A 24571-nucleotide genomic window follows, 5' to 3' on the forward strand; every position below is an offset into this window, starting at 1 on the left:
TGTTACTGCTTCTCCCTCTTCAAGTATGCGACAAGTCCGTTTCCATCGGGCCCGGGAACAACCTGGACGAGTTCCCAGCCGTCCTCTCCCCACTGGTCCAGAATCTGCTTTGTAGCGTGAATGATGAGCGGAATCGTGGCGTACTCCCATTTGGTCATGAAAGAAAGACTAGCCCTTGCCGGTAAAGTGGTGAACATGGTGACTCGTAGGAACCCTCTATTCGACACTGCCACCACTCTTGGAAAGATCCTCGGATTCCTCGGTGTGAGCGCTATTTGTGGTGTCCTGGTGGCGGGCTTGCTGGTTCCCGCGGCCGCCGTTTCCGGCAGTGCGGCAAGTGGGACCATTCAGTTCTTCGACACGCTGCCGGCGGAGCTTCAGGTGAACCCGCCCAGCCAGGCGACCACCATCCTGGCCGCTGACGGCAGCCAGATCGCCTCGATCTACTCGGAGAACCGCACGCGGGTCTCGCTCGACCAGATGAGCCCCTTCATCAAGGATGCGATCGTCTCGGTTGAGGACAGCCGCTTCTACGAGCACGGTGGCGTCGACGCCACCGGCATTATGCGTGCCATCGTCAGCACGGCGCGCGGAAAGCAGCAGGGTGCCTCCACCATCACCCAGCAGTACGTGAACAACGTCATCAACGAGTCCCTCGTTTCCCAAAACAAGGCTTCAGACGTCAAGCTCAACGGCGTCAACAAGGGCGTCGGCGACAAACTCCGCGAAATGAAGCTGGCGATCGCGCTGGAGAAGAAGTTCTCCAAGCAGCAGATCCTTGAGGGCTACCTCAACATTGTCTTCTTCAACAAGGATGCTTACGGCATCGAGGCCGCCTCGAGGCTATTCTTCAGCACCACTGCCAAGGACCTGACGTTGCCGCAGGCCGCCTTGCTCGCAGGCGTCGTGAACAGCCCGTCCTACTACGACCCTGTGGTCAATCCGGACCACGCAAAGCAACGCCGCGACCTCGTGCTCGGCCTGATGCTGGACCAGGGGAAGATCAAGAAGGCCGACTACGACGCCGCCGTCGCGACGCCGGTGACCACGAAGGTCACGCAGCCTCGCCAAGGCTGTGCCTACGCCGCTACGGCACCGTACTTCTGTGATTACGTGCTGCACCTGCTCCTCAACAACCCGGCCTACGGCGGCACCCCCGACGAGCGCGCCAACCGCATCTCCCGCGGTGGCCTGACCATCCAGACCACGCTTGATCCGAAGGCCCAGGCCGTAGCGCAGGCCCAGGTAGACGCCACCACAGGCGACAATCCGGACAAGTGGGGCGCAACTATCGTCTCGGTCCAGCCTGGCAGCGGAAAGATCGTTTCCATGGCCCAGAACACCGTGTGGCTGCCGGCCCCGGGGAAGTTCAACCAGACGCAGAATTTCAACGTGGACGTGGTCGATTCAAAGGGCAACGACCTTAACGGTTTGGGAGGGTTCCAGCCCGGCTCCACGATGAAGCCCTTCACGTTTGCCGAATGGCTCAACGAGGGCAAATCGATGAACACCACCATCAATGCGGCCGTCCGCAAGTATCCGCAAAACTTCCCGTGGCGTAACACGTGCCCCACCCCGGAAAGCGGCTTCTACGACGCCAACGTGCCACAGAGCTATGACCTCCAGAACTCGGATGAGACCCACTACCGTTCCATGACCGTGCTGTACGGCCTGATGAACTCAATTAACACCGCCACCTTCGCTTCTGCGTCGCAATTGGACCTTTGCGGTATCCAGAAGATCGTCGACGCGGTGGGCATCCACGGCGGAAACCCTGCCCGGGACCAGTCCGGGGCGGTCACGGACCCCAATCCGAAGGTTCCCATGACCACGCTGGGCAACCTGATCGGTTCCACCCAGACCGCGCCGCTCACCATGGCCACGGCGATGGCAACGTTCTCCAATAACGGCAAGTACTGCGAGGCCATCGCCATCACTTCGGTGACGGACCAGACAGGCGCAAAGCTGCCGGCACAGTCTCCCAACTGCAAGGACGCCGTCAGCCCCGAGGTTGCCCACGGTGTCGCTTACGCCATGCAAGAGGTCCTTAACCAGGGTTCGGGTTCGCTGATCCAGCCCAGGATTTCCACCAAGACCAATTTCCCGATCGCTGCCAAGACCGGAACCAACGACAGCAACGGCTCCACGTGGGTGGTGGGCTACACTTCCGGCCTCGCGACGGCCAGCTGGTTCGGCGATCCCTTGGGCGGTCAAACGCGCTTCGGCCGCAACATCACGGTGAACGGGAAGTTCTACCCGAACGTTGACGGTTACATGATCGCCGGTCCGCAGTTCTCCAACTACATGGCCCAGATTGCGCCGGCCTATGGGACCAATCCGTTCCCGGCACCGCCGTCGAACCTTGTCGATCCGCCGGGGTACCGCCCTTCGACGCCGAGCAACAACCCGCCGAGCAACAACAACCCGGGCAACAACCCTCCGAGCACCCAGCCGGGCGGAAACGGGAACGACAACGGTAAGAAGAACAATGGCTAATGGCGCCCAGCCCGTCATTGATTCGCTGGCAAGCCGCGTCCGAAGCATCGGACGCGGCTTTGCCGTAGCTGCAGGCGCGGGCGCAACCGCCGGCGTCGCAGGCTTCGCTTACGGCCTTTGGGAAAAGAACCAGTTCGTTCTCCGGGAGGAGACCGTTCCCGTCCTTCCGGAAGGCTCGGACCCCATCCGGGTGCTGCACATCAGCGACATCCACTTCGTACCGAGCCAACGCAAGAAGGCCGAATGGCTGGGATCGCTCGCCGCGCTTGAGCCGGACCTCGTGGTGAACACGGGTGACAACCTCAGTCACCCCCACGCCGTCGTTCCGCTGCTGGATGCCTTGCAGCCTCTGTTGAAGTTCCCGGGCGTCTTTGTCCCGGGCTCCAACGACTACTATGCCCCGCGGTTCAAGAACCCGGCCTCGTATTTCCTCGGACCGTCACGCGTCAAGAACAATTCGGTCGCGCTCGATTGGCCGCGCCTGCGATCGGGATTCGGGATGTCCGGCTGGATCGACCTCACCAACAGGCACCAGTCCCTGCCCATCAACGGGATCCGCTTCGATTTCTCCGGAGTGGACGATCCCCACCTGAACCGGGAGCGCTACACTGGCTGGCCCCGCGGAACCGTTGGCCAGGACTCCCGCCCGCACCTTCGCGTAGCCGTCATCCATGCCCCGTACCAACGGGTCCTGGACCATTTCACGAATGACGCCGCAGACCTCATCCTCGCCGGACATACCCATGGCGGCCAGATCTGCATCCCGGGCTATGGCGCCTTGGTTGCCAATTGCGACCTCCCAACGTGGCGTGCCAAAGGGCTGCACGACTGGGAAAACGACGGACGCACGACGCCGGTCAACGTCTCAGGCGGCATCGGCACCTCGCGCTTCGCCCCGGTCCGGATCGCCTGCAAACCGGAAGCCGTACTGCTGACGCTGACGGCCCGCGATGGCATAGGGTAGTTGCTATAGGAAACTACCACCGTGCGTCGAACGAAAACCCCAGGAACGCCGGGACAAAGCTGTTGAGAAGCGGGCATGGCCAATCAGACTTCATTTTTTACCTCCGTCAAACGTCTCTATCCGCACGTTAAACCGATCCTCCCCCGGCTTTTCATGGGGCTTGTCAGCGCATTGCTGGCCAGCGTCATGGCACTTGCCATCCCCCAGGTCCTGCGGGTCCTGATCAACGGCTCCCTTCACCCCGGCGGTCCTACTGACGCTGTCTGGACGGCAGCGTTCGTAATCCTGGCACTCGGCATCGCCGAAGCCGGACTGGTTGCACTGCGGCGCCAGTTTGTGATCAATCCCGCGACCACGGTGGAATCGAAGATGCGGGTATCGCTCTACGGGCATCTGCAGGATCTCACCGTCTCCTTCCACGACCGTTGGGGTTCAGGCCAGCTCCTGTCCCGAGCGATGACGGACTTGAACTTCCTGCGGCGTTGGATGGCGTTCGGCGCGATCATGCTGGTGGTGACCACCTTGACTGTGGTGATCGGCGTCGCGGTGATGTTCACGATGAGCTGGCAGCTGGCGTTGATCTTCCTCGCCGCCGCGGTGCCCATCATGGTCTATTCGTTCCGCTTCCGCCGCCGCTTCAGTCTGGTGACCCGGATGAGCCAGGACCAGGCCGGCGACCTCGCCACCACGGTTGAGGAGTCCGTTCACGGCATCCGTGTACTCAAGGCATTCGGTCGCAGCCGCGAGGCGCTGGAGAACTTCAACGAGCAAGCCGAGGAGCTGAGGCAGACCGAGATCGCCAAAGCCAAGCACCAAGCCACCTTCACGCTGGTGGTAACGCTGCTTCCCGAGCTGGCGCTCGGCGTCGGGCTTGTGGTCGGCATCCTGCTGGTATCCGCGGGCCAACTGACGATCGGTTCCCTCGTCGCGTTCTTCGCCACCGCGGCCGTTGTAGCGTCGCCCGTGGAATTCTCCGGGATGCTCCTGGCCATGGCCCTGACCGCCAAGACCGCCCTCGACCGCCACTTCGAGGTCATGGACACGCCCAACACCATCACCAGTCCGGCCAACCCCAGGACACCCGAGGAAGTGCGGGGTGCATTGAGCTTCAAGGCCGCCGCATTCGCGTTCGACGACGGCTCCCGGCTCCTGCGCGACATCACCCTGGACATCAACCCGGGCGAATCCATGGCTCTCGTGGGCATTACGGGCAGCGGAAAGAGTGCCCTGCTCCAGCTTGTCCCCCGGCTTTATGACGTGAGCGAAGGATCCGTGACCATCGACGGCGTGGACGTCCGGGAGTTCAGCATCGAGCAGCTGAGGACAGTAGTGGCGGTCGCCTTCGAGGACACCACGCTGTTCTCCAGCTCAGTCCGGGACAACGTGCTTCTCGGTGCGCCGGACACGTCGGAGGAAGCCCTCGAGGAAGCTCTCGACGTCGCGCAGGCACACTTCGCTTATTCGCTGCCCGAGGGCGTGGAGACCCTCATCGGCGAGGAAGGCCTGAGTCTCTCCGGTGGCCAGCGGCAGCGGATCGCACTCGCCCGCGCCATCGCAGCGAAGCCCAAGGTCCTCGTGCTGGATGATCCGCTATCGGCCTTGGACGTGAACACGGAGGAACTCGTCGAAGCCAGGCTCCGCGAAGTCCTGCGGGACACCACCACGCTCATCGTTGCCCACAGGCCCTCGACGGTGGCCCTTGCGGACCGCGTGGCGCTGCTCGAAAACGGAACCATCACCGCCGTCGGGACCCATACGGAACTGTTGGCCCATAACGCCCACTACCGCTACGTGATTGCCAGCCTGGACACCGGTCCGAAGGACCTGGACAGCGAACTGGACGAACTCGAGCACGAACTGGACTCCGAACAGCACATGGACCAAGCCGGGGAGGGCCGCCGATGAGCACGTTCGGAACCGCCAACGAAGACAACGCCCACCTGAGCCGCAGCGACAGCAAAGCAGTGCGACGGCGGTCAGTCGCCTTGTTGGGGTCACTCATCCGTCCCGTGCGCATGCGGTTCTGGCTGACGTTGGGGACGGTGGTGCTCTCCCAGGCAACCCGGGTTGCGGGTCCGGCGATCATCGCATTCGGCATCGACCATGCCCTGCCGTCGCTGCTCGCGGGGAACAACATGCCCTTGGTCCTGGCCGGCGTCTTGTACCTGACCGCGGCCGTCGCAACCGCGATCCTGACGGCCCTCTACGTGACGTCCACGGCCAAGCTGAGCCAGGCCATGCTCCTCGACCTGCGGCTGCGGGTGTTCCGGCACACCCAGCGGCTCAGCTTGGAGTTCCACGAGAAGTACACCTCGGGCAGGATCATCGCGCGTCAGACCTCGGACCTTGAGGCGCTGCGCGAATTGCTCGATTCGGGCGTCAGCTCGCTGGCGTCCGGGATCCTGTTCATGCTGTTCACGGCATTTACCGTGTTTGCCCTCGACTGGCGCAGCGGACTCCTCATGCTCGCAGCGGGCGCGCCTGCGTATTTCCTGGCCCGCTGGTACCAGAAGCACTCGCAGATCGCCTTCCGCGAATCAAGGGTGGTGTCCGCCCGGCTGATTGTGCATTTCGTGGAGACCATGACCGGCATCCGGGCCATCAAGGCCTTCCGCAAAGAGCCGGAGAACGCCGAACGATTTGCAGAACTTTCCGAGGACTACCGCAAGGCCACGGTCCGCTCCATCAACCTCAACGGCGTCTTCCAGCCGGGCCTGGTCCTGATCGGCAACGTGTGTGTGGCCGTCGTCCTGCTGTTCGGCGGCTTCCGGGTGCTTTCCGGAGACCTGGCAGTGGGTGTGCTCCTGGCCCTGATCCTTTCGACGAAGCGCTTCTTCCAGCCCGTGGACCAGATGGCCATGTTCTACAACTCCTTCCAGAGTGCCCAGGCCGCCCTCGAGAAGGTATCCGGCCTGCTCGAAGAGGTCCCCACGGTCCGGCCACCCAAGAACCCCGTGCCGTTGCCCCATGCCCGCGGCGAGATCGACTTCCGTGGCGTGGAGTTCGGCTACGGCAACGGCAAGGTGGTGGTCCCCAGCCTGGATCTGCACATTCCGGCAGGGCAGACCATAGCGCTCGTCGGGCAGACAGGCGCCGGCAAATCGACGTTTGCCAAGCTGATCGCCCGCTTCTACGACGTCACCGAGGGTTCCGTGACCCTCGACGGCGTCGACCTCCGGGACCTTTCGACGGCGGACCTGCGCCGCGCCGTCGTTATGGTCACCCAGGAAGCTTTCCTCTTCAGTGGTTCCGTGGCGGACAACATCGCCTTGGGGCGGCCCGAGGCTACCCGGGCGGAGATTGAACAAGCCGCGAAGGCCGTGGGTGCGCACGACTTCATCTCCGCTTTGCCTGACGGTTATGACACGGACGTCAATAAACGCGGCGGGCGCGTGTCCGCGGGGCAACGGCAGCTGATCGGCTTTGCCCGGGCGTTCATTGCCGCTCCTGCTGTACTCATCTTGGACGAAGCGACATCTTCGCTCGATATCCCCTCCGAACGGTTGGTCCAGGCCGGCCTGGGGAGCCTGCTGTCCGCAACGGACTCCGAGCGTACCGCGATCATCATCGCCCACCGGCTCTCTACCGTAGAGACCGCGGACCGGGTGCTGGTGGTGCACGAGGGACGCATCGTGGAAGACGGCACGCCGGCCGAGCTCATCGGCGGAGGAGGGCGCTTCGCCCGCTTGCACGGGGCCTGGAAGGACTCGCTGGTCTGAGCTTGTTCCTCCTCGGCGGGGCTTCCTTCGATTTCGCATCCGGGGAGGGATCGGCTATTCTTGAACAGTTGCTTTCGCAGCGGATCGGGATGTAGCGCAGCTTGGTAGCGCGCTTCGTTCGGGACGAAGAGGTCGCAGGTTCAAATCCTGTCATCCCGACCAATTGGTAGAAGGCCTTCCACTCGGAAGGTCTTCTACGTTATTTAACGAGCTTTTCGGCGCCAAGGGAAAACTCTTAAAAACATTCCCCTGTCCGGTTTCCTCCTCTGCCGGATTTGGCGACAAGTGTTGTTAACGACCCCCAAACACAAAGAGCGGAAGGATATCACAGCCAGCTCCGCTCTTCGAAAAAGAAATCCCCGGCGGGTCGATTTCCGACTGCCGGGGATTCTTCACTTCAATTGAATTATTGAGCGGCTGCGGGACCTCCGATAGCCGCCCGGCATCAGTTACATCGGATCGGGCCAGTTACCAATTGCCTGCGGGGCGCTCATCGGGTCGGGCCAGTTGCCGATTGCCTGCGGGGCGCTCATCGGGTCGGGCCAGTTGCCAATAGCCTGCGAAACACTCATCGGATCAGGCCAGTTGCCAATGCTGAGCACCGTGCTGACGGTGTGTGCCACAGGGGCTGCGGAAACGACGGCTGGCGCCGCGGCGGAGAATGCAAGAGCGCCGGCCATGGCCACTGCTGCAGCAATCTTCTTCAACATGTTTTTCCTCAATGCGAGTCGGATTCGTTACGGAAATTTCGCGGTCCCTGTTGACATTCATTGTAAAATGTTTTCCACAGCGCCTGTCAAGCTTTAGAGGAAAAGACAGTGCAAAGACAAGCCTCTAGGAGGAACCTGTGGGGAGCGGATTCGGAGAAAAGCTCCGTGCCGAACGGCTCGAACGTGGGCTGACCCAGGCTGAATTGGGCAGGGATCTTTACTCACCCAGCTACATTTCACTTCTTGAAACCGGCCGCCGGGAGCCCACGGCCGAGGTCATTGAAGAACTCGCCCGCCGTTTGGAGCTGGCGCCAAAAGCCTTGGAAGCCTGGAGCCAGCCCGTATCCGTCAGCGACGCCGAGTACGTGCTCGCGGGACTCTATGCCCGGCAAGCGTGGGACCTCAGGGACTACCCGCTTGCCGCAAGCCACGCATCAACGGCCGCCCAAATCGCGCTCGAGGCAAAGAACACCAGCGCGTGGTGGAACATGACCTACATGCAGGCCGAATGCCTCATGAAGCAGGGCCAGCTCAAGGAGTGCCAGCAGATCATCCAGCATCTCCTGGAGCATCCCATGGCTACGGAATCCGCGGGCCTGGGAGTCCGTGCCCGGCAGATGCTTGCCGCCGTCTGCCACGGACAAGGGCAGCTGGCCACCGCCGTCGAGCACGCCAAGGAAGCCGTGAGGCTTTCCGAGCAGCTACCCAAAGGCTCAACGTTGATCATCGGAGCGCACCGCGCGCTGATCGGAGCATTGGCCGAGAGTGGCAGGTTGGACGAGGCCTGGACGTATTGCCAAGCCATGAACAACCAGATGGACGACCATTCGATGTCGCAGCTTGCCGGCGAAGTGGCCTGGGTAGTGGGAAACGTGGCTTTCATGCGCCACGACTACGTTGAAGGCATCAAGCATCACGAGCGCGCCGCCAAGCTGCTGTCCCCCGCCAACGACATTGAGCTGTGGGCCCGCTTCAACAAGGCATCGGCTGCTGTCCGGCTGTCCTCGGGAATCGTGGAGCCTGAGACGCTCTCCGCCATCGAGCGCGCTGAACTGGCCCTGTCGATTGTTGGCGGAAACAAGACGGACCAGCTGGAAGTCGCCTTTATCCGCGCCCGCTGGCTGTACCTGACCGGCGACATCCCGGCAGCCATCACCAAGTTGCGCGAAATCCACGCGGACCGCGATGTGCTCGCACGGCACACTGCGGGCGAAGTCGCTTTCCTCCTTGGCAAGGCACTCAAGGTGGCCGGTGAAAACGCGGACGCCCTGGTCCACCTGGAAGAGGCCCAACGCGATTTCACCGCCGCGGGAGCGGCCGACCGCGTCCAGCAGGCAATGGACTCCGTGCTGGAAATCAGGCTCGCGGAACGCCGGGCCGCGTCAGGCCAAGGCGGAAACGCGCAGTCTTCCCGCGCGAGCTAGCAGCCCTCAGGCGAAGGTTCGCCCGGTCAGCTTCTCGTAGGCTTCGACGTAGCGGGCACGCGTCTTCTCGACGACGTCGGCCGGCAGCGCGGGCGGCGGGGCGTCACCCGAGCGGTCCCAGCCCGACTCCGCGGAGGTCAGCCAGTCACGCACAAACTGCTTGTCGAAGGACGGCTGCGCCTTGCCAGGCTCGTAGGTGGCAGCGTCCCAGAAGCGCGAGGAATCCGGCGTCAGCACCTCATCGCCCAGGGTGATGACACCGGTATTGACGTCGATGCCGAATTCGACCTTCGTGTCGGCCAGGATGATCCCGCGGCCACGGGCGATCTCTTCCGCACGGGTGTAGATCTTCAACGTGAGTTCGCTCAGGCGGGCGGCGATGTCGTCGCCCACGATCGCGACGACGTCGTCGTAAGTGATGTTCTCGTCATGCTCGCCGACTTCAGCCTTGGCGGAAGGAGTGAAGATGGCGTGTTCGAGGCGCGAGCCGTCAACGAGGCCTTCGGGCAAGGGAATGTCGCAGACAGTGCCCGACTGGCGGTACTCGGCCAAGCCGGAACCTGTGAGGTACCCGCGGGCGATGCATTCCACGGGGAACATCTCCAAGCGCTTGCAGATCATGGCGCGGCCCTCAACTTCCGCGGGCACACCCTCAGCAGCAGTGGACGCGAGGACGTGGTGCTCCACGCCAAGCTGCTCGAACCACCACAAGCTCAGCTGCGTGAGGATCCGTCCCTTGTCCGGAATCTCGCTGCTTAACACGTGGTCGTAGGCGCTAATGCGGTCGCTGGCCACCACCAGGACGTGGTTCTCGCGGGATTCGGCCCCGCCGAGGTCATCATCCGCAGGAACGTAAAGGTCGCGCACCTTGCCCGAGTAGAAGTGCTTCCATCCCGGGAGGTCGAGGGTTTCGGTCTGCAGGCCGTTTGCGTTGGTTTCGGGCATGGTTCAGGCCTTCACATTCGGGACGGAGCCGGTGGCCGGGGAGACCACGTGGATCTCGCCGCGGGCTGCCTTGCCGGCGATATCGGTGCGGAACTGTCCGCCGTCGAGCTGGACCAGTTCCACGCCGTCGTAAGCCCGCTCGCGCGCCTCCACGAGGTCTGTCCCCAGTGCGACAACTGCCAGCACGCGGCCCCCGGCGGAGACAAGCTTGCCTTCTTCGTCCAGTTTGGTGGCGGCGTGGATAACGTGGACCCCTTCCAGCGCGTCAACCTTGTTGAGGCCGCGGATGCGGTCCCCGGTGCGGGGGGTGTCTGGGTAGTTTTCGGCGGCGACGACGACGGCGACCGCCGGCTCCCTAGCCCAGCGCAGCTCTTCGGCCTGGTCAAGTTCGCCCTTGGCGGCTGCCAGCAAGAGGGCGCCGAGCGGGGTCTTGAGCCGGGCCAGGACCGCTTGGGTTTCGGGATCGCCGAACCGGACGTTGAATTCGATGACGCGCGTGCCGCGGGACGTCAGTGCCAAGCCGCAGTAGAGGACACCGACGAACGGCGTTCCGCGGCTGGTCATCTCGTCCACGGTGGGCTGTGCCACGCGGTCGATGACTTCCTGGACCAGGCCTTCAGGCGCCCAGTCGAGCGGGGAGTAGGCGCCCATGCCGCCCGTATTGGGACCTTCGTCGTTGTCAAAAATCCGCTTGAAGTCCTGTGCCGGCGACAGCGGCACGGTGGTGCGGCCGTCGCACAGCACGAAGAGTGAGACCTCGGGTCCGTCCAAGAACTCCTCGATCACCACGGTTCCGCCGGCATCGAAACAAGACTGGGCATGGGCGAGCGCTTCCTCGCGGTCATTGGTGACCACGACGCCCTTGCCGGCGGCCAGTCCGTCATCCTTGACAACATGGGGAGCGCCGAAAGTGTCCAGCGCGTCAGCGGCCTCTGCGGCGTTCGTTGCCACCCGGGCCATGGCGGTGGGGACGCCCGCCTCCGCCATGACCTCCTTGGCGAACGCTTTGGAGGCTTCGAGCTGCGCCGCGGCTTTGCTGGGCCCGAAGACCGGAATACCGGTTTCCCGCACGGCGTCGGAAACGCCGGCCGCCAGTGGCGCTTCAGGGCCGACCACAACCAGGTCAACTGCCAACTTGGTCGCAAGCGCGGCGACCGCACCCGGGTTGTTACCGTCGATTGCATACGTGGGGACAAGCTTGGCGATGCCTGCATTCCCCGGAGCCGCGTGGACCTCGGAGACGTTGGGATCTTTGAGCAAGGAGCGGACAATTGCGTGTTCGCGGCCGCCGGGGCCAATGACGAGTACCTTCACAGTCTTCAAGGGTACTTTGTGCGCGGGCAGGACTCCTAAGAAGTCTCCACCACTGGACATGCCCGCCCTTCCCGAGGCGCCGGCAGCGAGCATGCCCACTCTTCCCGCGCACCAGCATTGAGCATGCCCAGCTTTCAGCCAGAGCAACGGACATAACACTGATATGCCCACTCCTGAGCACCCACTCAGAGCATGCCCGATCCCCACTCCGAGCACCAGCATTGAGCATGCCCAGCTATCAGCCAGAGCAACGGACATAACACTGATATGCCCACTCCTGAGCACCCACACAGAGCATGCCCGATCCCCACTCCGAGCACCAGCATTGAGCATGCCCACCCCTGAGCCCGCGCGCCAGCCTTGAGCATACCCAGCCCTGGCCGCAAGCAACGGACATAACCCTGATATGCCCACTCCTGAGCACCAACGCAGGACAGGTCCAAACCCCACTCCGCGCACCAGCATTGAGCATGCCCAGCTTTCAGCCAGAGCAACGGACATAACTCTGATATGCCCACTCCTGAGCACCCACACAGAGCATGCCCGATCCCCACTCCGAGCACCAGCATTGAGCATGCCCACCCCTGAGCCCGCGCGCCAGCATTGAGCATACCCAGCCCTGGCCGCAAGCAACGGACATAACACTGATATGCCCACTCCTGAGCACCAACGCGGGGCATGTCCAAACCCCACACCGCGCACCAGCAGTGAGCATGCCCACACCTGAGCCTGAGCACTGGACATAACACTGATATGCCCACTCCTGAGCACCTCCGCAGGACATGTCCAAACCCCACTCCGCGCACCAGCATTGAGCATGCCCACCCCTGAGCCTGAGCACTGGACATAACACTGATATGCCCACTCCTGAGCACCTCCGCAGGACATGTCCAAACCCCACTCCGCGCACCAGCATTGAGCATGCCCACCCCTGAGCCTGAGCACTGGACATAACACTGATATGGCCACTCCTGAGCACCAACGCAGGGCATGTCCAAACCCCACTCCGCGCACCAGCAATGAGCATGCCCACCCCTGAGCATGAGCACTGGACAACACGGAAATGCCCACCCCTGAGCCTGAGCACTGGACATAACACTGATATGCCCACTCCTGAGCACCAACGCAGGACATGTCCAAACCCCACTCCGCGCACCAGCATTGAGCATGCCCACCCCTGAGCATGAGCACTGGACAACACTGAAATGCCCACCCCTGAGCCTGAGCACTGGACATAACCCTGATATGCCCACTCCTGAGCACCAACGCGGGGCATGTCCAATCCCCACACCGGGGGCGCAACCAGCGAGCATGTCCACCCCTGCGCTCCAGGAGTGGGCATGTCCACCCATCTCCCGGGCCTCCGGCAACGAACAACCTGCATGAAGAAGCTCAGGAACTGGCTCGGGGGACCCACCGCATTGGCCGCACTGGCCGGGGTGGCCGCTGCCGCCGTCGTACTTTCCGTCGCGGAACTGATCGGCGCTTTCTTTACGGCCCGGGCGACTCCTGTCATTGCGCTGGGATCGACGTTTATCGATTTCACGCCGCCGTGGATGAAGGACTTTGCCGTGACCACGTTCGGCACGAATGACAAAGCGGCGCTGTTTGTGGGCATGGGCCTGACCATTTTCGTTCTCGCTTGCGTGCTGGGCGTTGTGGCCTTCCGCAATTGGGCGCTCGGCGTGGTGGGTGTCCTCGGCATGGGTGCGGTGATCGTGGCATCCGTAGTGACCCGCGCCAGCGTGAAGCCCGTGGATTCCGTGCCAAGCCTGATTGGCACTCTTGCCGGACTCGTGGTCCTCCGCCTCCTGGTGGCCAGGCTCTGGCAGCTGAAGTCCTTCCCCGACGCCCCTGCCGATACCGCCGCCAAAGGCATCGAGCGTCCGGCGACAACGCGCCGAACTTTCTTCGCCGCCACCGGTATCGCTGTGGCCGCGGCCGCCATCGCAGCCGGCGGCGGTCGCTTCCTGAGCGCGGCGCGCAGCAGTGTGGCCAAGGCGCGGGATTCGTTGAAACTCCCCGCTCCCGCCCGGGCGGCGGCTCCCGTTCCCGCAGGCGTCCAGTCCCCGACGCCGGGTGTCACACCTTGGCTCACCCCGTCCAAGGATTTCTACCGGATCGACACCGCCTTGAGCGTGCCGGAAATCAACGCCCAAGACTGGGAACTGCGGATCCACGGGCTGGTGGAACAAGAGGTCCGGCTGACCTTCCAGGATCTGCTCGATGCCCAACTGATCGAAACGCACGTGTCGCTCACCTGTGTATCCAACCCGGTGGGCGGAAACCTGGCCGGCAACGCCAAATGGTTGGGCATGCCCATCCGTGACGCTCTCAAACAAGCCCGACCCAAACCCGGGGCGGACATGGTCCTCTCCACATCGGTCGACGGCTTCAGCGCCTCCACTCCGTTGGAGGTCCTCCAGGACGGCAGGGACGCCATCCTGGCCATCGGAATGAACGACGAGCCCCTCCCCCTGGAACACGGCTACCCCGTACGCATGGTGGTTCCCGGTCTTTACGGCTTCGTATCCGCGACCAAATGGGTGGTGGACCTCGAAGTCACGCGGTTCGCCGACAAGAAGGCCTACTGGACCACCCGCGGCTGGTCCGAGCGGGGTCCCATCAAGACCATGGCCCGGCTGGAAGTTCCCAAGTCGTTCGCCAGGGTGCCCGCCGGCAAGGTTGCCTTGGGCGGCACGGCGTGGGCCCAGACGCGCGGGATCAAGAAGGTGGAGGTCCAGATAGACAACGGCCCCTGGTCCGAAGCCACCCTTGCGGCGGAAGCATCTGTTGTCACGTGGCGGCAGTGGTCATTCGACTGGGACGCCACTCCGGGACCCCACTACATCAAGGTCCGTGCCACGGACGGAACCGGCGAATTGCAGACCGAAAAGCGGGCGGATCCGGTGCCTGACGGCGCCTCGGGTTGGCAATCCGTCATGGTGACCGTGGAGTAGCCCGGGAAGACGGTTCCTTCACCCTAGACTGGCATCATGCCCCTGAGTTCGCACGAAACCTTTAGCGTTGAGTCCGCCGTCGAACTGGCAGTGATCGAACGCAGCGGCTTCATCGAATCGCGCCACATCGGCTCTGCGGTGGTGCTTTCCGGTGACGGGTCCGTGGTGACCGAGCTCGGCGACATCACTTCGCCCATCTATGCCCGCTCCGCACTCAAGCCTTTCCAAGCCCTCGCGGCAATGCAGTCGGGCGTGCCACTGCGCGGCGCCCAGGTAGCTTTGGCGTGTGCCAGCCATGTGGGCTCGCTGGATCACATGGACGTGGTGGAGGGCATGCTGAAATCCGCCGGCGTCCGCGAAGAACAGCTGCAGTGCCCCTCGGCATGGCCACAGGACGAAGTTGCACGCAATTGGTTGGTCCGCTCCGAGCACGGCAAATCCAAGCTGGCGTCCATCTGTTCAGGCAAGCACGCCGCGTTCCTCTGGGCCTGCACCGAGAACGGCTGGGACACCCACAGCTACCTGGAGCCCAACCATCCGTTGCAACATCGCGTGCGGACCGTGATCGAGGAATACAGCGCCGAGAAGATCGCCCACCTTGGCATTGATGGTTGCGGGGCACCCGTGGCCGCGCTTTCCCTGACCGGGCTGGCCCGGGCCTACTCGCGCCTGGCGCAGGCCCCGTGGGACCAGAACTCCAACGCCCGCGCGGCCACCATCACCACGTCCATGTTGGACTACCCGTGGGCGGTGCAGGGCCGCGGCCAGGCGAACACCATCGTCATGGACGAACTCGAAGTGCTTGCCAAGGGCGGAGCTGAAGGCGTCCTGGTCCTGGCAACCCCCACGGGAGCGGCAGCAGCAGTCAAGATCCTGGACGGGAACCCCCGGGCAGCCACCCTGGTTGGGCTCACGCTCCTCGCGGTTGCCGGCGCCGTCGACATTCCCGGTGTCGCAAGCGTCCTGGAAAAAGTGGTGGAACCGGTCCTTGGTGGTGGCCAGTCGGTCGGAAGGATCCGCTTGGGCCACGCTGTTTCGGCTCTGCTGGACTGATTGTAGTTGCTGGACTGATTGGAATTGCGAACCATGGCTATTGCACGACGCCGGATCGACCTCGAGGAGGGCCGCGCGGCACTCGTCGCGTGGCAGGCCGCCGTCGGCCAGGGCAGTGCAGAACGGCGGGGCAGTGCAGAACAAGGGACGGTGACTGGACCACCGCCGTCACGCACTGTGCTGGCTACCGCCGTCCGCTACTCCCTGGAGGAACTCACCGCCCGCGCCCCCGGCAACTCCGTTGAAGTCAGGGTGCCGCCCTTCGGCGTCACCCAGTGCGTGGAGGGTCCCCGGCACACGCGCGGCACGCCGCCCAACGTCATAGAGTGCGACGCCGCCACCTGGCTTGAAATGGTGACCGGCAGTTTACCGTGGGCTGACGCCGTCGACGCCGGCCGGGTTGCCGCTTCGGGGCTGCGGGCGGACTTGTCGGAGCTACTGCCGCTGTTCTAGGAAAGCCGGCTCCGAGCAGTCGATAAAGCACGTCCGATATTGCATTGCCTTCACTTGCATATCTATGTATACAATCGTATGCAGCGATGGAGCTGAGGAGAATGATGATGATCAAAAGCGACGTCTTGGTAGTTGGGGGCGGCAACGCGGGATTCGCGGCGGCACTGGCCGCCGCTGAACGCGGGCGCAAAGTTGTGCTGCTTGAAAAGGCCGAGGAGGCCTCTTCGGGCGGCAACAGCTTCTACACCGCCGGCGCCACCCGCATCTCCCACAACGGGCTTGAGGAGCTCACCGATTTCGTAGAACCTGATGAGCGCCACGCCGTCAGCGAAGTTCCCGCCTACTCCCCTCACGAATATCTGGCCGATCTGCGGAAGGTCTCTGGCGGGCGGAATGACCCCGAACTGTCAGAGGTCCTGGTCAACGAGAGCAACCCGACCTTGCGCTGGCTTCAGGGCATGGGCCTCAAATACCGCTTGATGTACGAGCGGCAGGCATACCGGACCGAGGACGGAGGCTACCTTTTTTGGGGAGGACTCCACGTCGGCAACGTCGGCGGCGGCAAAGGGCTCATGGCGGACCACCGGGCGGCCGCGAAGCGCCTGGGCGTGGAAGTTATCTATGGCTGCGCGGCAACCGGACTGATCGTGGAAAGAAACCGGGTATGCGGAGTCCGCTACCGCACCTCCTCCGAAGAAGGCGAGTTCCGGGCCGAATCGGTAATTTTGGCGTCCGGCGGCTTTGAAGCCGCACCTGGGCTCCGACGTCGATACTTGGGCGAGGGCTGGCAAAACGCGAAGGTGCGCGGCACCCCCGGCAACACCGGTGAGATGATCCTTGCCGCCTTGGACGCAGGCGCGGCCAAGGGCGGCGATTGGTCCAGCTGCCACAGCGTGGCCTGGGACGCGTGGCATCCGGAGAACGAGAGCAACCTTGAGCTCACCAACCAGCTAACCCGCGGCGGATACCCGCTCGGGATCGTGGTGAACAACGAGGGCAAGCGGTTTGTCGACGAAGGCGCCGACTACCGCAACTACACCTACGCGCGGTATGGCCGGGACATCCTTGCCCAGCCGGGATCGGTTGCTTTCCAGATTTACGATGCTGCGTCCCGCCCCATGCTTCGGAGCGAGGAATACGACATGCCGGGGGTCTCCGTGGTCACTGCGCCAACCTTGGCCGAACTGGCCGAGAAAGCCGGCATAAGTGCCGAGGGCCTCGAAGCGACTGTCAGGAACTTTAATGGGTCCATCAGCGAGGGTGCCGCCTTCAACCCAAACGTCAAGGACGGCCGCCGGGCGGATACCCAACCGCCGAAAAGCAACTGGGCCCGCAGCATCTCCACCGGCCCGTTCTACGCCTTCCCCGTTACCTGTGGCATCACCTTCACCTTCGGAGGCCTGAAGACTGATACCTGGGGCCGTGTGCTGACCGAAAGCGCCGAGCCGATTGGGGGGCTCTTCGCGTGCGGGGAAGCATTGGGCGGATTGTTCAGCGGAAACTACCCCGGCGGCTCCGGGCTTGCCGCAGGAGCTGTCTTCGGACGACGGGCCGGCAGCGTCGCCTGAGCCCGAGCTGACGAAACCACACGGAAAGAGGAAGAAGTTGACCACGCCCATCCATCAGCAGCTGCGCGACGACGTTTTGGCGAGCGTATTCGCCCCTGACGAGCCGCTCACGGAGGCCAAGCTCACCGCGCGCTATGGTGCTTCGAGAACCCCCGTAAGGGAAGCCTTGCAGCGGCTGGAACAGGACGGGCTCGTTGAAAGGCGCGGCAAGGCGGTGGTGATCCGCACGCATTCGGCCGAGGAAATCATCGATATCTACGAGTCGAGAATCATCCTTGAACAGGCTGCCGCCTCCAAAGCTGCCCTCAAGGCAACGGCCCTGGACAAGAGCTCGCTCGACGCGCTGCTGCTGAAGATGCGCGGACTGGACATCAATGATGGACCAACGCTTGCGGCAACGAACCGTGCTTTCCACACGCAGCTCTGGCACGCCACCCACAGCCCATCGCTTATCAGCCTGCTTGAGCGCCTGGACCAGCAGGTCCGCCGGTACACCCTCACCACTTTGACCTACCCCGGCAGATGGCCCGTGGTTCTGGCTGACTATGCCGAATTGCTCGCTGCCATTGGGGAGAACAACCCCGAGTTGGCGGGCCAGGTCGCCGCCCGCCACATGTCAGAGGCCTTGGCCATCAGGTTGAAGATGTACGCCGCGGACCCTACGACGTTGTAGCCCGCACCCACGACCCGGGGACGTTCCCCACACCAGGCCCGCCGGCCGATGTTCCTGCATTACTCCATCGCAACAGGTAACCCGAAAGTCGGGCGCAGGACATCGGTCGGCGCAAGAGGTGGGCCGGGCTCACAAGGAACCCGGCCCACCTCGCATTTCATATCAGTCGGGGCTGACCGAGGGGCCCCGGTGTTGGCCCGGCTTGATCATCTCGAACTGCGGGGCGTCCGGGTTCGGACCGCCCCGGCGGAATTTCGGCGATGGCTCGCGTCCTTCACTGATGCGTTCGATTTCCTGTTCCTCGAAGACGTCTTCGGCCCCGAGCATGATGGCGGAATCCTCGTTGGTGATTTCACCGTTGAAAGCGCGGACCATGACGGAACGGTCGAACTGTCCCTCCCACTTCGCGACGACGAATGTGGCCACGCAGTTGCCGAGGAGGTTCACCACGACGCGCATGGAGTCCATAAGGCGGTCGGCGCCGAGGAGCAGCGCGACGCCGGCAACCGGAAAGATGCCGAGCGCGGCCGCGGTGGCCGAGAGTGCCAGGAACGAGGAACCCGGTACGCCGGCCATGCCCTTCGAGGTCAGGAGCAGGACGCCGAGGGCTGCCAATTGCTGCCCGAGGTCAAGGTGGTGGCCGAAAGCCTGGGCCAGGAACAACAGCGAGATCGAAAGGTAGATCGCGGCGCCGTCGAGGTTGAAAGAGTAGCCCGTCGGGACCACCAGGCCGGTGGTGGCCCGCGAGCAACCAGCATTGGTCAGCTTGGTCATGATGCGCGGCATGACGGCCTCGGTGGATGCCGTGCCCAGCGCGAGGAGGAACTCCTCACGCGTGTACTTCAGGAAGTGCCATAGGGGTACCCGGGCGAAGCTCCAGGCGACGAGGAACAGCAGGCCGATGAACACGATGGCCGCACCGTAGCAGGATGCGATCAGGAGCGCATAGGTCCCCAGGGTGTCGAGTCCGTACTGGCCGATGATGAACGCCATGGCACCGAAGGCACCGATGGGCGCCACTTTCATGATCCAGGACATGATTTTGAAGATCAGTTCCAGGACGGTTTCCATGAGGCTGATGACCGGGAGGCAGCGCTCGCGGCCGATGACGACAATCGCCGCTCCGAAGAAGACCGAGAAGAACAGGACCTGCAGGAGGCTGTTGCTGGCAAACGCGCCGATCACGGAGGTGGGGATGATCTCCAGGAGGAAAGAAGCCGCGTCCTTGGGCGGCGCGGTTCCCGTCTTTGCGTTAAGTGCGTCCTGGGAAAGCGTGCTCGGATCGATGTGCAGTCCGGCACCGGGCTGCACGAGGTTTCCCACGATCAGCCCGAAAACGAGTGCGAAAAGCGTGGCGCCGGTGAAGTACAGGAGGGCCTTGACCCCGACCCTTCCGACCGCCTTGACGTCGCCCACTGCCGAGATGCCCGTGACGATCACGAGGAAGATCAGCGGCGCGATGATCATCTTGATGAGTTGAATGAAACCATCGCCCAGTGGCCGGAGGGCGGACCCGATGTTCGGCCAGAAATGGCCGATGAGTACACCTGCGACGACGGCGATCAGAATTTGGAAGAAGAGCGACCTGTACAATGGCTTCTTCTTCCGCGGCGCCGAACTCGCCTTCAGCGCCGCAGAGTCTGGGATCTTCATTGATCTGAACCAATCAGTTTGAGGAACAAACAGCCCCCGATTTCGGGGTCTTTCCAATGTAATCCCGATCACTTCATTCCACAAGGGGGAATTCAAATTTCGTATTGTGGAATGATTCCGCAGAGTGAGCGTAATGTTCATGGCATTGAGCGCGGCGTGCGAAAGTGGAGCGGCATCGAAATCAACCAGCCACTCCGAAGGACGGCACTAAGAAACATGGACCTCCAGAATCTCCTCGACGACATCGTCGGCACGGTTCAGCCTTTGCTCGGCCAAGGAACGCCTGCAGATTACATCCCGAGCCTCGCCGCGGTGGATACCAAGCAGTTCGGCATTTCCGTGGCGACCTCGGACGGCGAGGTATTTTCCTCTGGAGACTCTGACGTGCCTTTCTCGATCCAAAGCATTTCGAAGGTCTACGCCCTTGCCTTGGTGCTGGCCGGAGACGGCGACGGCATCTGGAAGCGCGTGTTCCGCGAACCCTCCGGCAACCCGTTCAACTCCCTGGTACAGCTGGAACACGAGGACGGCATTCCGCGGAATCCGTTCATCAATGCCGGAGCACTTGTTGTCACCGACAGGCTCCTCAGCATTGCGGGCAACTTGGACTCTCCCGTCAGGGAGTTGCTCCGGCGGGAAAGCGGCAACAACTCTATCGACACGGACCCGGTGGTGGCCGCTTCAGAGGCCGCAAACAGTCACCGCAACGCCTCGCTGGCACACTTCCTCGCCAGCTACGGAAACCTCGAAAACCCCGTGGACTCGGTCCTCGATGCCTACATTGACCAGTGCGCGCTGGAAATGAGCTGCACTGATTTAGCCCTTGCGAGCAGGTTCCTGGCCAACAACGGACGCCGCGGGGACGGAAGCGCCCTTCTGTCCCCCTCGCAGACCAAGAGAATCAACGCCGTCATGCTCACGTGCGGCACCTACGACGCTGCCGGTGAATTCGCCTATCGCGTGGGACTCCCTGGAAAGAGCGGGGTGGGTGGCGGGATTGTGGCCGTGGTACCCAATAAATGCACCATCTGCGTCTGGAGCCCGGGCCTGGGACGCTCCGGAAACTCGTTGGCGGGCGTTGCCGCCCTGGATGAGTTCACCACACGCACAGGCTGGTCGATTTTCTAGCCGCGGCCCACGCCCCGGGCGCTAGCCGCGGCCCACGAACGGCATCCCGGCCGCAGTGACCACCACCGAGCCAACACTGGCCGACGCCGGCATGTCCGCCATCATGAGCACCGCGCGGGCAGCATCCTCCACCGGGAACATCGGCTCCACGCGCCTGCTTCCATCGGCCTGTAGCGCCCCCGAACCAACCCCGATGGTGTCCATGATCTCGGTGCGGGTGTTGCCGATGTCGATCTGGCCGCATGTGATGCCGAATGCGCGTCCGTCCAGTTCGATGCTCTTGGTCAAGCCGCTCAACGCGTGCTTGCTCACGGTGTAAGCGACCGACAAGGGCCGGGGCGAATGGGCGGAGATGGAGCCATTGTTGATGATGCGGCCGCCTTGCGGCTCCTGCGCCTTCATGGTCCGCACAGCCTCGGCCGCGCACAGCATGGAGCCGGTGACATTCACAGAGAGCGTAGCGTTCCAGTCGGCCATGCTGATCTCGTCCACACCGCCGGCCGGACCGAAGATTCCGGCGTTGTTGAAGAGGACGTCCACCCTCCCCCAGCGTTGGCGGGCGGCGTCGAAAAGCCGCGCGACGTCGTCGGGCACCGTCACATCGCACGGCACCGCCAGCGCTTCCGGGTGGCCGTCAGCCGTCTCGAGAAGCTGCGCTTCCCGCCGCCCGGCGAGGGCAACGCGGTAGCCTTCCGCGAGGAAAAGCCGAGCGACCGCCCGGCCGATCCCGGACCCCGCCCCCGTCACGACGGCGACGCGGGGCCGGGCGGGGATGGTTTCGCTCACTTGCTTCTCCTGCTTTGTCTAGCCCGCGGCGGGCGCCGTGGCGGTATCGGTTACAGTCAGGGGCCAGCCTATGACGGTCTTCGGTCGCGGAGTGGCGTAGGTCCGTACCTTGGACGTGGACAGTCCCAGGCGGACGAGCGACTCGGCGATGGTCACGGCGGCGGCGACGCCGTCGACTACCGGCACTCCGCAACGTTGGCGGATCTGCTCGTCGAGCCCGGCCATGCCGCCGCAGCCCAGGACGATGACCTCGGCCTTGTCGTCACGCACGGCGCGTTCAGCCTGTTCCACGATGGCTTCCACGGCCCGGTCCGGGTGTTCCTCCAGTTCGAGCACGGCCATGCCGCTGGCGCGGACCGAGGCGCAACGGTCGTCGAGACCGGCAAGCTTAAGGCGGTCTTCGATGAGCGGAACAGCGCGGTCGAGCGTAGTGACCACCGAGTATTTGTGGCCGAGGAACATCGCGGTGCTGGCAGCTGCCTCGGTGATGTCCACCACAGGCACGTCAAGGAGCTCCTGGAGTCCCTCGCGGCCATGCTCGCCATAACCGGCCTGGATCACGGCGTCGAACGGTTCCGGGTAGTTGACCACGCGGTCCATCACTGCGATGGCGGCGAGGTAGCTTTCGAAATTCCCTTCGCAGGAATCGGCCCCGAACCGCGGGGTGATGCCGATGATCTCGGTGCCGGGGGCCGCGATGCTGCGCGCCTGGGCCGCGATGGAATCGGTCATGGATTGGGTGGTGTTGACGTTTGCGACGAGGATTCGCATGGCTTCTTCCCGGGTCTAGTGGTTGCTGACGACGGCGATCGGCTCGCCGGAGATGTCCTGGTGCTGCTGTTTCTTGTCCGCAAGCAAGTAGTAGCACAGTGCCCCGATGCCGGCGCCGAAGAACCAGGCGAAAGGGGCCACTTCTTCCAGGGCCGGGATGAAGGCGATAAGGATGGCGACGACGGCGGCCGGAACCATGGCGGCGACCGCCCTCGGGTTGACTCCGCGCTTGTAGAAGTACGCGCCGGAAGGGGTGTCCGTGTAGAGGTCGAGGACGTTGACCTTGCCGCGGCGAACCAGCCAGTAGTCGGCCATCACGACGCCGAACAGCGGACCGAGAAGCGCGCCGAGTCCACCCAGGAAGTACACGATCACCAAGGGGTTGTTGTAGAGGTTCCACGGCAGGATGATCAAGCCGATGGTACCGCTGACCCAGGCCGCCTTGCGGAAGTTCAGATGTTTGGGGAAGAGGTTGGTCAGCGCGTAGACGGGTGCCACGAAGTTCGCCATGAGGTTCACTGCGATGGTCAGGATCAGCAAGGCGAGGCAGGCCAGGACGAGGAAGAGCGTGTTGGGGATACTCTGCACGATGTCGGAGGGGCTTTCAATGATCTTGCCGTTGATCTTGTACTGGCCGCCGGCCATGATGACGACGATGGAGCCGAACAGGAGCATGTTGATGGGGATGCCCCAGAAGTTGCCGCGGACAATGGACTTCTTCGACACCGAGGAGCGTGTGAAGTCGCAGAAGTTCAAGACGAACGTGCCGTAGATGGAGACCCAGAGGGCGCCGCCGGCAAAGATCGTGCGCCACATCTCCCCTCCTTCGAGGCCCTTGATGCCGGACCACTGGATGGCGCCGCCGGCCTCCACGAAGACCCAGATGGCAATGGCCAGCATGGTGGCAAGAATGATGGGACCTGCGAAGGCCTCGTACTTGCGGATCATTTCCATGCCGAAGCTGACGATGACCAATTGGACGATCCAGAGCGAAACGAACGCGATCCAGCCCAGGGTCGACAGGCCAAGGACGGAGTTGGAATCCATGTCCTTAAGTCCGGGGAACATCGCGACAAGCATGACGCGGAGCACCACGGAGGCAAGGTAGGTCTGGATGCCGAACCACGCGATGGCCACTGCGCCACGGACCAGGCTGGCCAACTGGGCGCCCCGGATGCCGAAGCTGATCCGGCTCATGACCGGGAAGGGGACGCCGGTCTTTTGCCCCATGAAACCGGAGAAGGTCAAGAGGGTGAACAGCAAAACCGCGCCGATGCCGAGGGCCACCAGGATTTGCCACCCGCCCAGGCCAAGAGAAAAGAGGCCGATGGCGAAAGCGTAGTTGCCAAGGCTGTGGACGTCGTTGGCCCAGAGGGTGAAGATGCTGTAGCTGGTCCAACGTCTGCCCTCCTTCTTGGTTGGGGCGAGATCGAGGTTATAGAGGCTGGGGCTGATGGTGCGGCCTGCTGCGACGGACGCTACATCGCACAGGGTTTCGTTTCCTACTGACGGATGGACCGAACTGCCTGGCAGTATGGTCTGTTCCGGAACCGTTGTGACGCCGACCGGGGGAGTCGATTGCATCGTGGATCTCCACTTCTTTGTGGTGCTGCAACTAGTCTTCCGAGACGCCGTGAGAGCTGTGGAACTTTTCGCATCATGGAATCTAGTTATTGAATAGTGAAATAACTGTATGAGCCAGGTCACTTCCGGGTCAAGGCTTCGATCCCGACGGCGGTCACAAACGGTGGCGTCGGCGCCGTGGAGCCTCGCCCATGCCATCCCCCGCCACCTCGGATTGACGCCTTGCAAAGGCGTGGCTAATCTCAAATTACAGAATTTTATTCTCACAATACGAAATTTCTATGCACGTTTCAGCGCGCACCACAGTGCAAGCGCCCAGACATTCAATGAAGAGAGGTTGGACGTGGCTGCAGGAGAAGAGACCTCACAC

At 63.2% G+C, this 24571-nt stretch carries 19 protein-coding genes and 1 tRNA gene; 12 read left to right on the top strand and 8 right to left on the bottom strand.

Features of this window, described 5'->3' with window-relative positions; translation table 11 throughout:
- Positions 1–2 precede the first annotated feature (2 nt).
- Positions 3–158, bottom strand: a complete 156-nt coding sequence (sp36, locus tag L0B83_RS10540) for a Sp36 family protein (RefSeq protein ID WP_009359196.1) — start codon at positions 156–158, stop codon at positions 3–5.
- Between sp36 and L0B83_RS10545 the strand changes: the two genes are divergently transcribed.
- The 5 genes from L0B83_RS10545 to L0B83_RS10565 all read left to right on the top strand — a co-directional run bounded on the left by L0B83_RS10545 (position 157) and on the right by L0B83_RS10565 (position 7341).
- Positions 157–2496 (top strand): transglycosylase domain-containing protein, encoded by a 2340-nt coding sequence (locus tag L0B83_RS10545; protein WP_234758363.1) that lies wholly within the window; start codon positions 157–159, stop codon positions 2494–2496. The two genes, sp36 and L0B83_RS10545, sit on opposite strands and share 2 nt — an antisense overlap.
- On the top strand, positions 2489–3460 hold the full coding sequence (locus L0B83_RS10550) for a metallophosphoesterase (RefSeq protein WP_234758364.1): 972 nt from the start codon (positions 2489–2491) through the stop codon (positions 3458–3460). Before L0B83_RS10545 ends, L0B83_RS10550 begins: the two co-directional genes overlap by 8 nt.
- Before the next feature lie 75 nt (positions 3461–3535).
- Entirely contained in the window at positions 3536–5365 is a 1830-nt protein-coding gene (locus L0B83_RS10555) for an ABC transporter ATP-binding protein (protein WP_234758365.1), read from the top strand.
- Positions 5362–7179: an ABC transporter ATP-binding protein gene (locus L0B83_RS10560; protein ID WP_234758366.1), complete on the top strand. Its 1818-nt coding sequence runs from the start codon at positions 5362–5364 to the stop codon at positions 7177–7179. The genes L0B83_RS10555 and L0B83_RS10560 overlap by 4 nt, the downstream gene beginning before the upstream one ends.
- Before the next feature lie 85 nt (positions 7180–7264).
- Positions 7265–7341: transfer RNA gene (locus L0B83_RS10565), tRNA-Pro, on the top strand.
- Positions 7342–7628: 287 nt separating this feature from the next.
- Here L0B83_RS10565 and L0B83_RS10570 read toward each other — a convergent pair.
- Positions 7629–7889, bottom strand: coding sequence for a hypothetical protein (locus tag L0B83_RS10570; protein ID WP_234758367.1), 261 nt, complete (start codon positions 7887–7889; stop codon positions 7629–7631).
- A 137-nt stretch (positions 7890–8026) separates the two neighbouring features.
- Between L0B83_RS10570 and L0B83_RS10575 the strand changes: the two genes are divergently transcribed.
- Positions 8027–9313, top strand: a complete 1287-nt coding sequence (locus L0B83_RS10575; RefSeq protein WP_234758368.1) for a helix-turn-helix domain-containing protein — start codon at positions 8027–8029, stop codon at positions 9311–9313.
- Between the two features lie 6 nt (positions 9314–9319).
- Here L0B83_RS10575 and L0B83_RS10580 read toward each other — a convergent pair whose 3' ends face one another.
- Positions 9320–10258: a phosphoribosylaminoimidazolesuccinocarboxamide synthase gene (locus L0B83_RS10580; protein ID WP_234758369.1), complete on the bottom strand. Its 939-nt coding sequence runs from the start codon at positions 10256–10258 to the stop codon at positions 9320–9322.
- Between the two features lie 3 nt (positions 10259–10261).
- Positions 10262–11572 (bottom strand): phosphoribosylamine--glycine ligase, encoded by a 1311-nt coding sequence (purD, locus tag L0B83_RS10585; protein ID WP_234758383.1) that lies wholly within the window; start codon positions 11570–11572, stop codon positions 10262–10264.
- A 1382-nt stretch (positions 11573–12954) separates the two neighbouring features.
- Between purD and L0B83_RS10590 the strand changes: the two genes are divergently transcribed.
- The 5 genes from L0B83_RS10590 (at position 12955) to L0B83_RS10610 (ending at position 18279) form a co-directional block, all read left to right on the top strand.
- The gene (locus tag L0B83_RS10590) at positions 12955–14532 is read left to right on the top strand and encodes a molybdopterin-dependent oxidoreductase (RefSeq protein ID WP_234758384.1); all 1578 of its coding nucleotides are present in this window, start codon (positions 12955–12957) and stop codon (positions 14530–14532) included.
- A gap of 36 nt (positions 14533–14568) precedes the next feature.
- Positions 14569–15585, top strand: coding sequence for an asparaginase (locus tag L0B83_RS10595; RefSeq protein WP_234758370.1), 1017 nt, complete (start codon positions 14569–14571; stop codon positions 15583–15585).
- A 33-nt stretch (positions 15586–15618) separates the two neighbouring features.
- Positions 15619–16038 carry a sterol carrier family protein gene (locus L0B83_RS10600; protein WP_234758371.1) on the top strand — a complete coding sequence of 140 codons (420 nt, stop codon included), beginning with the start codon at positions 15619–15621 and terminating at the stop codon, positions 16036–16038.
- Positions 16039–16139: 101 nt separating this feature from the next.
- Positions 16140–17606, top strand: a complete 1467-nt coding sequence (gene tcuA / locus L0B83_RS10605) for an FAD-dependent tricarballylate dehydrogenase TcuA (protein WP_234758372.1) — start codon at positions 16140–16142, stop codon at positions 17604–17606.
- A 37-nt stretch (positions 17607–17643) separates the two neighbouring features.
- Positions 17644–18279: a GntR family transcriptional regulator gene (locus L0B83_RS10610; protein WP_234758373.1), complete on the top strand. Its 636-nt coding sequence runs from the start codon at positions 17644–17646 to the stop codon at positions 18277–18279.
- Positions 18280–18441: 162 nt separating this feature from the next.
- Here the strand turns inward: L0B83_RS10610 and L0B83_RS10615 are convergent, their stop codons facing one another.
- Positions 18442–19932: a cation:dicarboxylate symporter family transporter gene (locus L0B83_RS10615; RefSeq protein WP_234758374.1), complete on the bottom strand. Its 1491-nt coding sequence runs from the start codon at positions 19930–19932 to the stop codon at positions 18442–18444.
- Positions 19933–20148: 216 nt separating this feature from the next.
- Here L0B83_RS10615 and L0B83_RS10620 point away from each other — a divergent pair, with 216 nt between their 5' ends.
- Entirely contained in the window at positions 20149–21060 is a 912-nt protein-coding gene (locus L0B83_RS10620; protein WP_234758375.1) for a glutaminase, read from the top strand.
- A 21-nt stretch (positions 21061–21081) separates the two neighbouring features.
- On the opposite strand, the gene L0B83_RS10625 is transcribed toward L0B83_RS10620, so the two are convergent.
- The 3 genes from L0B83_RS10625 to L0B83_RS10635 are packed head-to-tail and all read right to left on the bottom strand — an operon-like array spanning position 21082 to position 24201.
- Positions 21082–21846, bottom strand: coding sequence for an SDR family oxidoreductase (locus L0B83_RS10625; protein WP_234758376.1), 765 nt, complete (start codon positions 21844–21846; stop codon positions 21082–21084).
- Between the two features lie 18 nt (positions 21847–21864).
- Complete coding sequence (locus L0B83_RS10630) at positions 21865–22617, bottom strand: aspartate/glutamate racemase family protein (protein ID WP_234758377.1); 753 nt, start codon at positions 22615–22617, stop codon at positions 21865–21867.
- Positions 22618–22632: 15 nt separating this feature from the next.
- A complete protein-coding gene (locus L0B83_RS10635; protein WP_234758378.1) occupies positions 22633–24201 on the bottom strand; it encodes an NCS1 family nucleobase:cation symporter-1 in 1569 nt (522 codons plus the stop codon).
- Positions 24202–24571: the final 370 nt, after the last annotated feature.

Origin of the sequence: Arthrobacter alkaliphilus (genome assembly GCF_021483235.1) — a bacterium.
Taxonomy (GTDB): Bacteria; Actinomycetota; Actinomycetes; order Actinomycetales; family Micrococcaceae; genus Arthrobacter; species Arthrobacter alkaliphilus.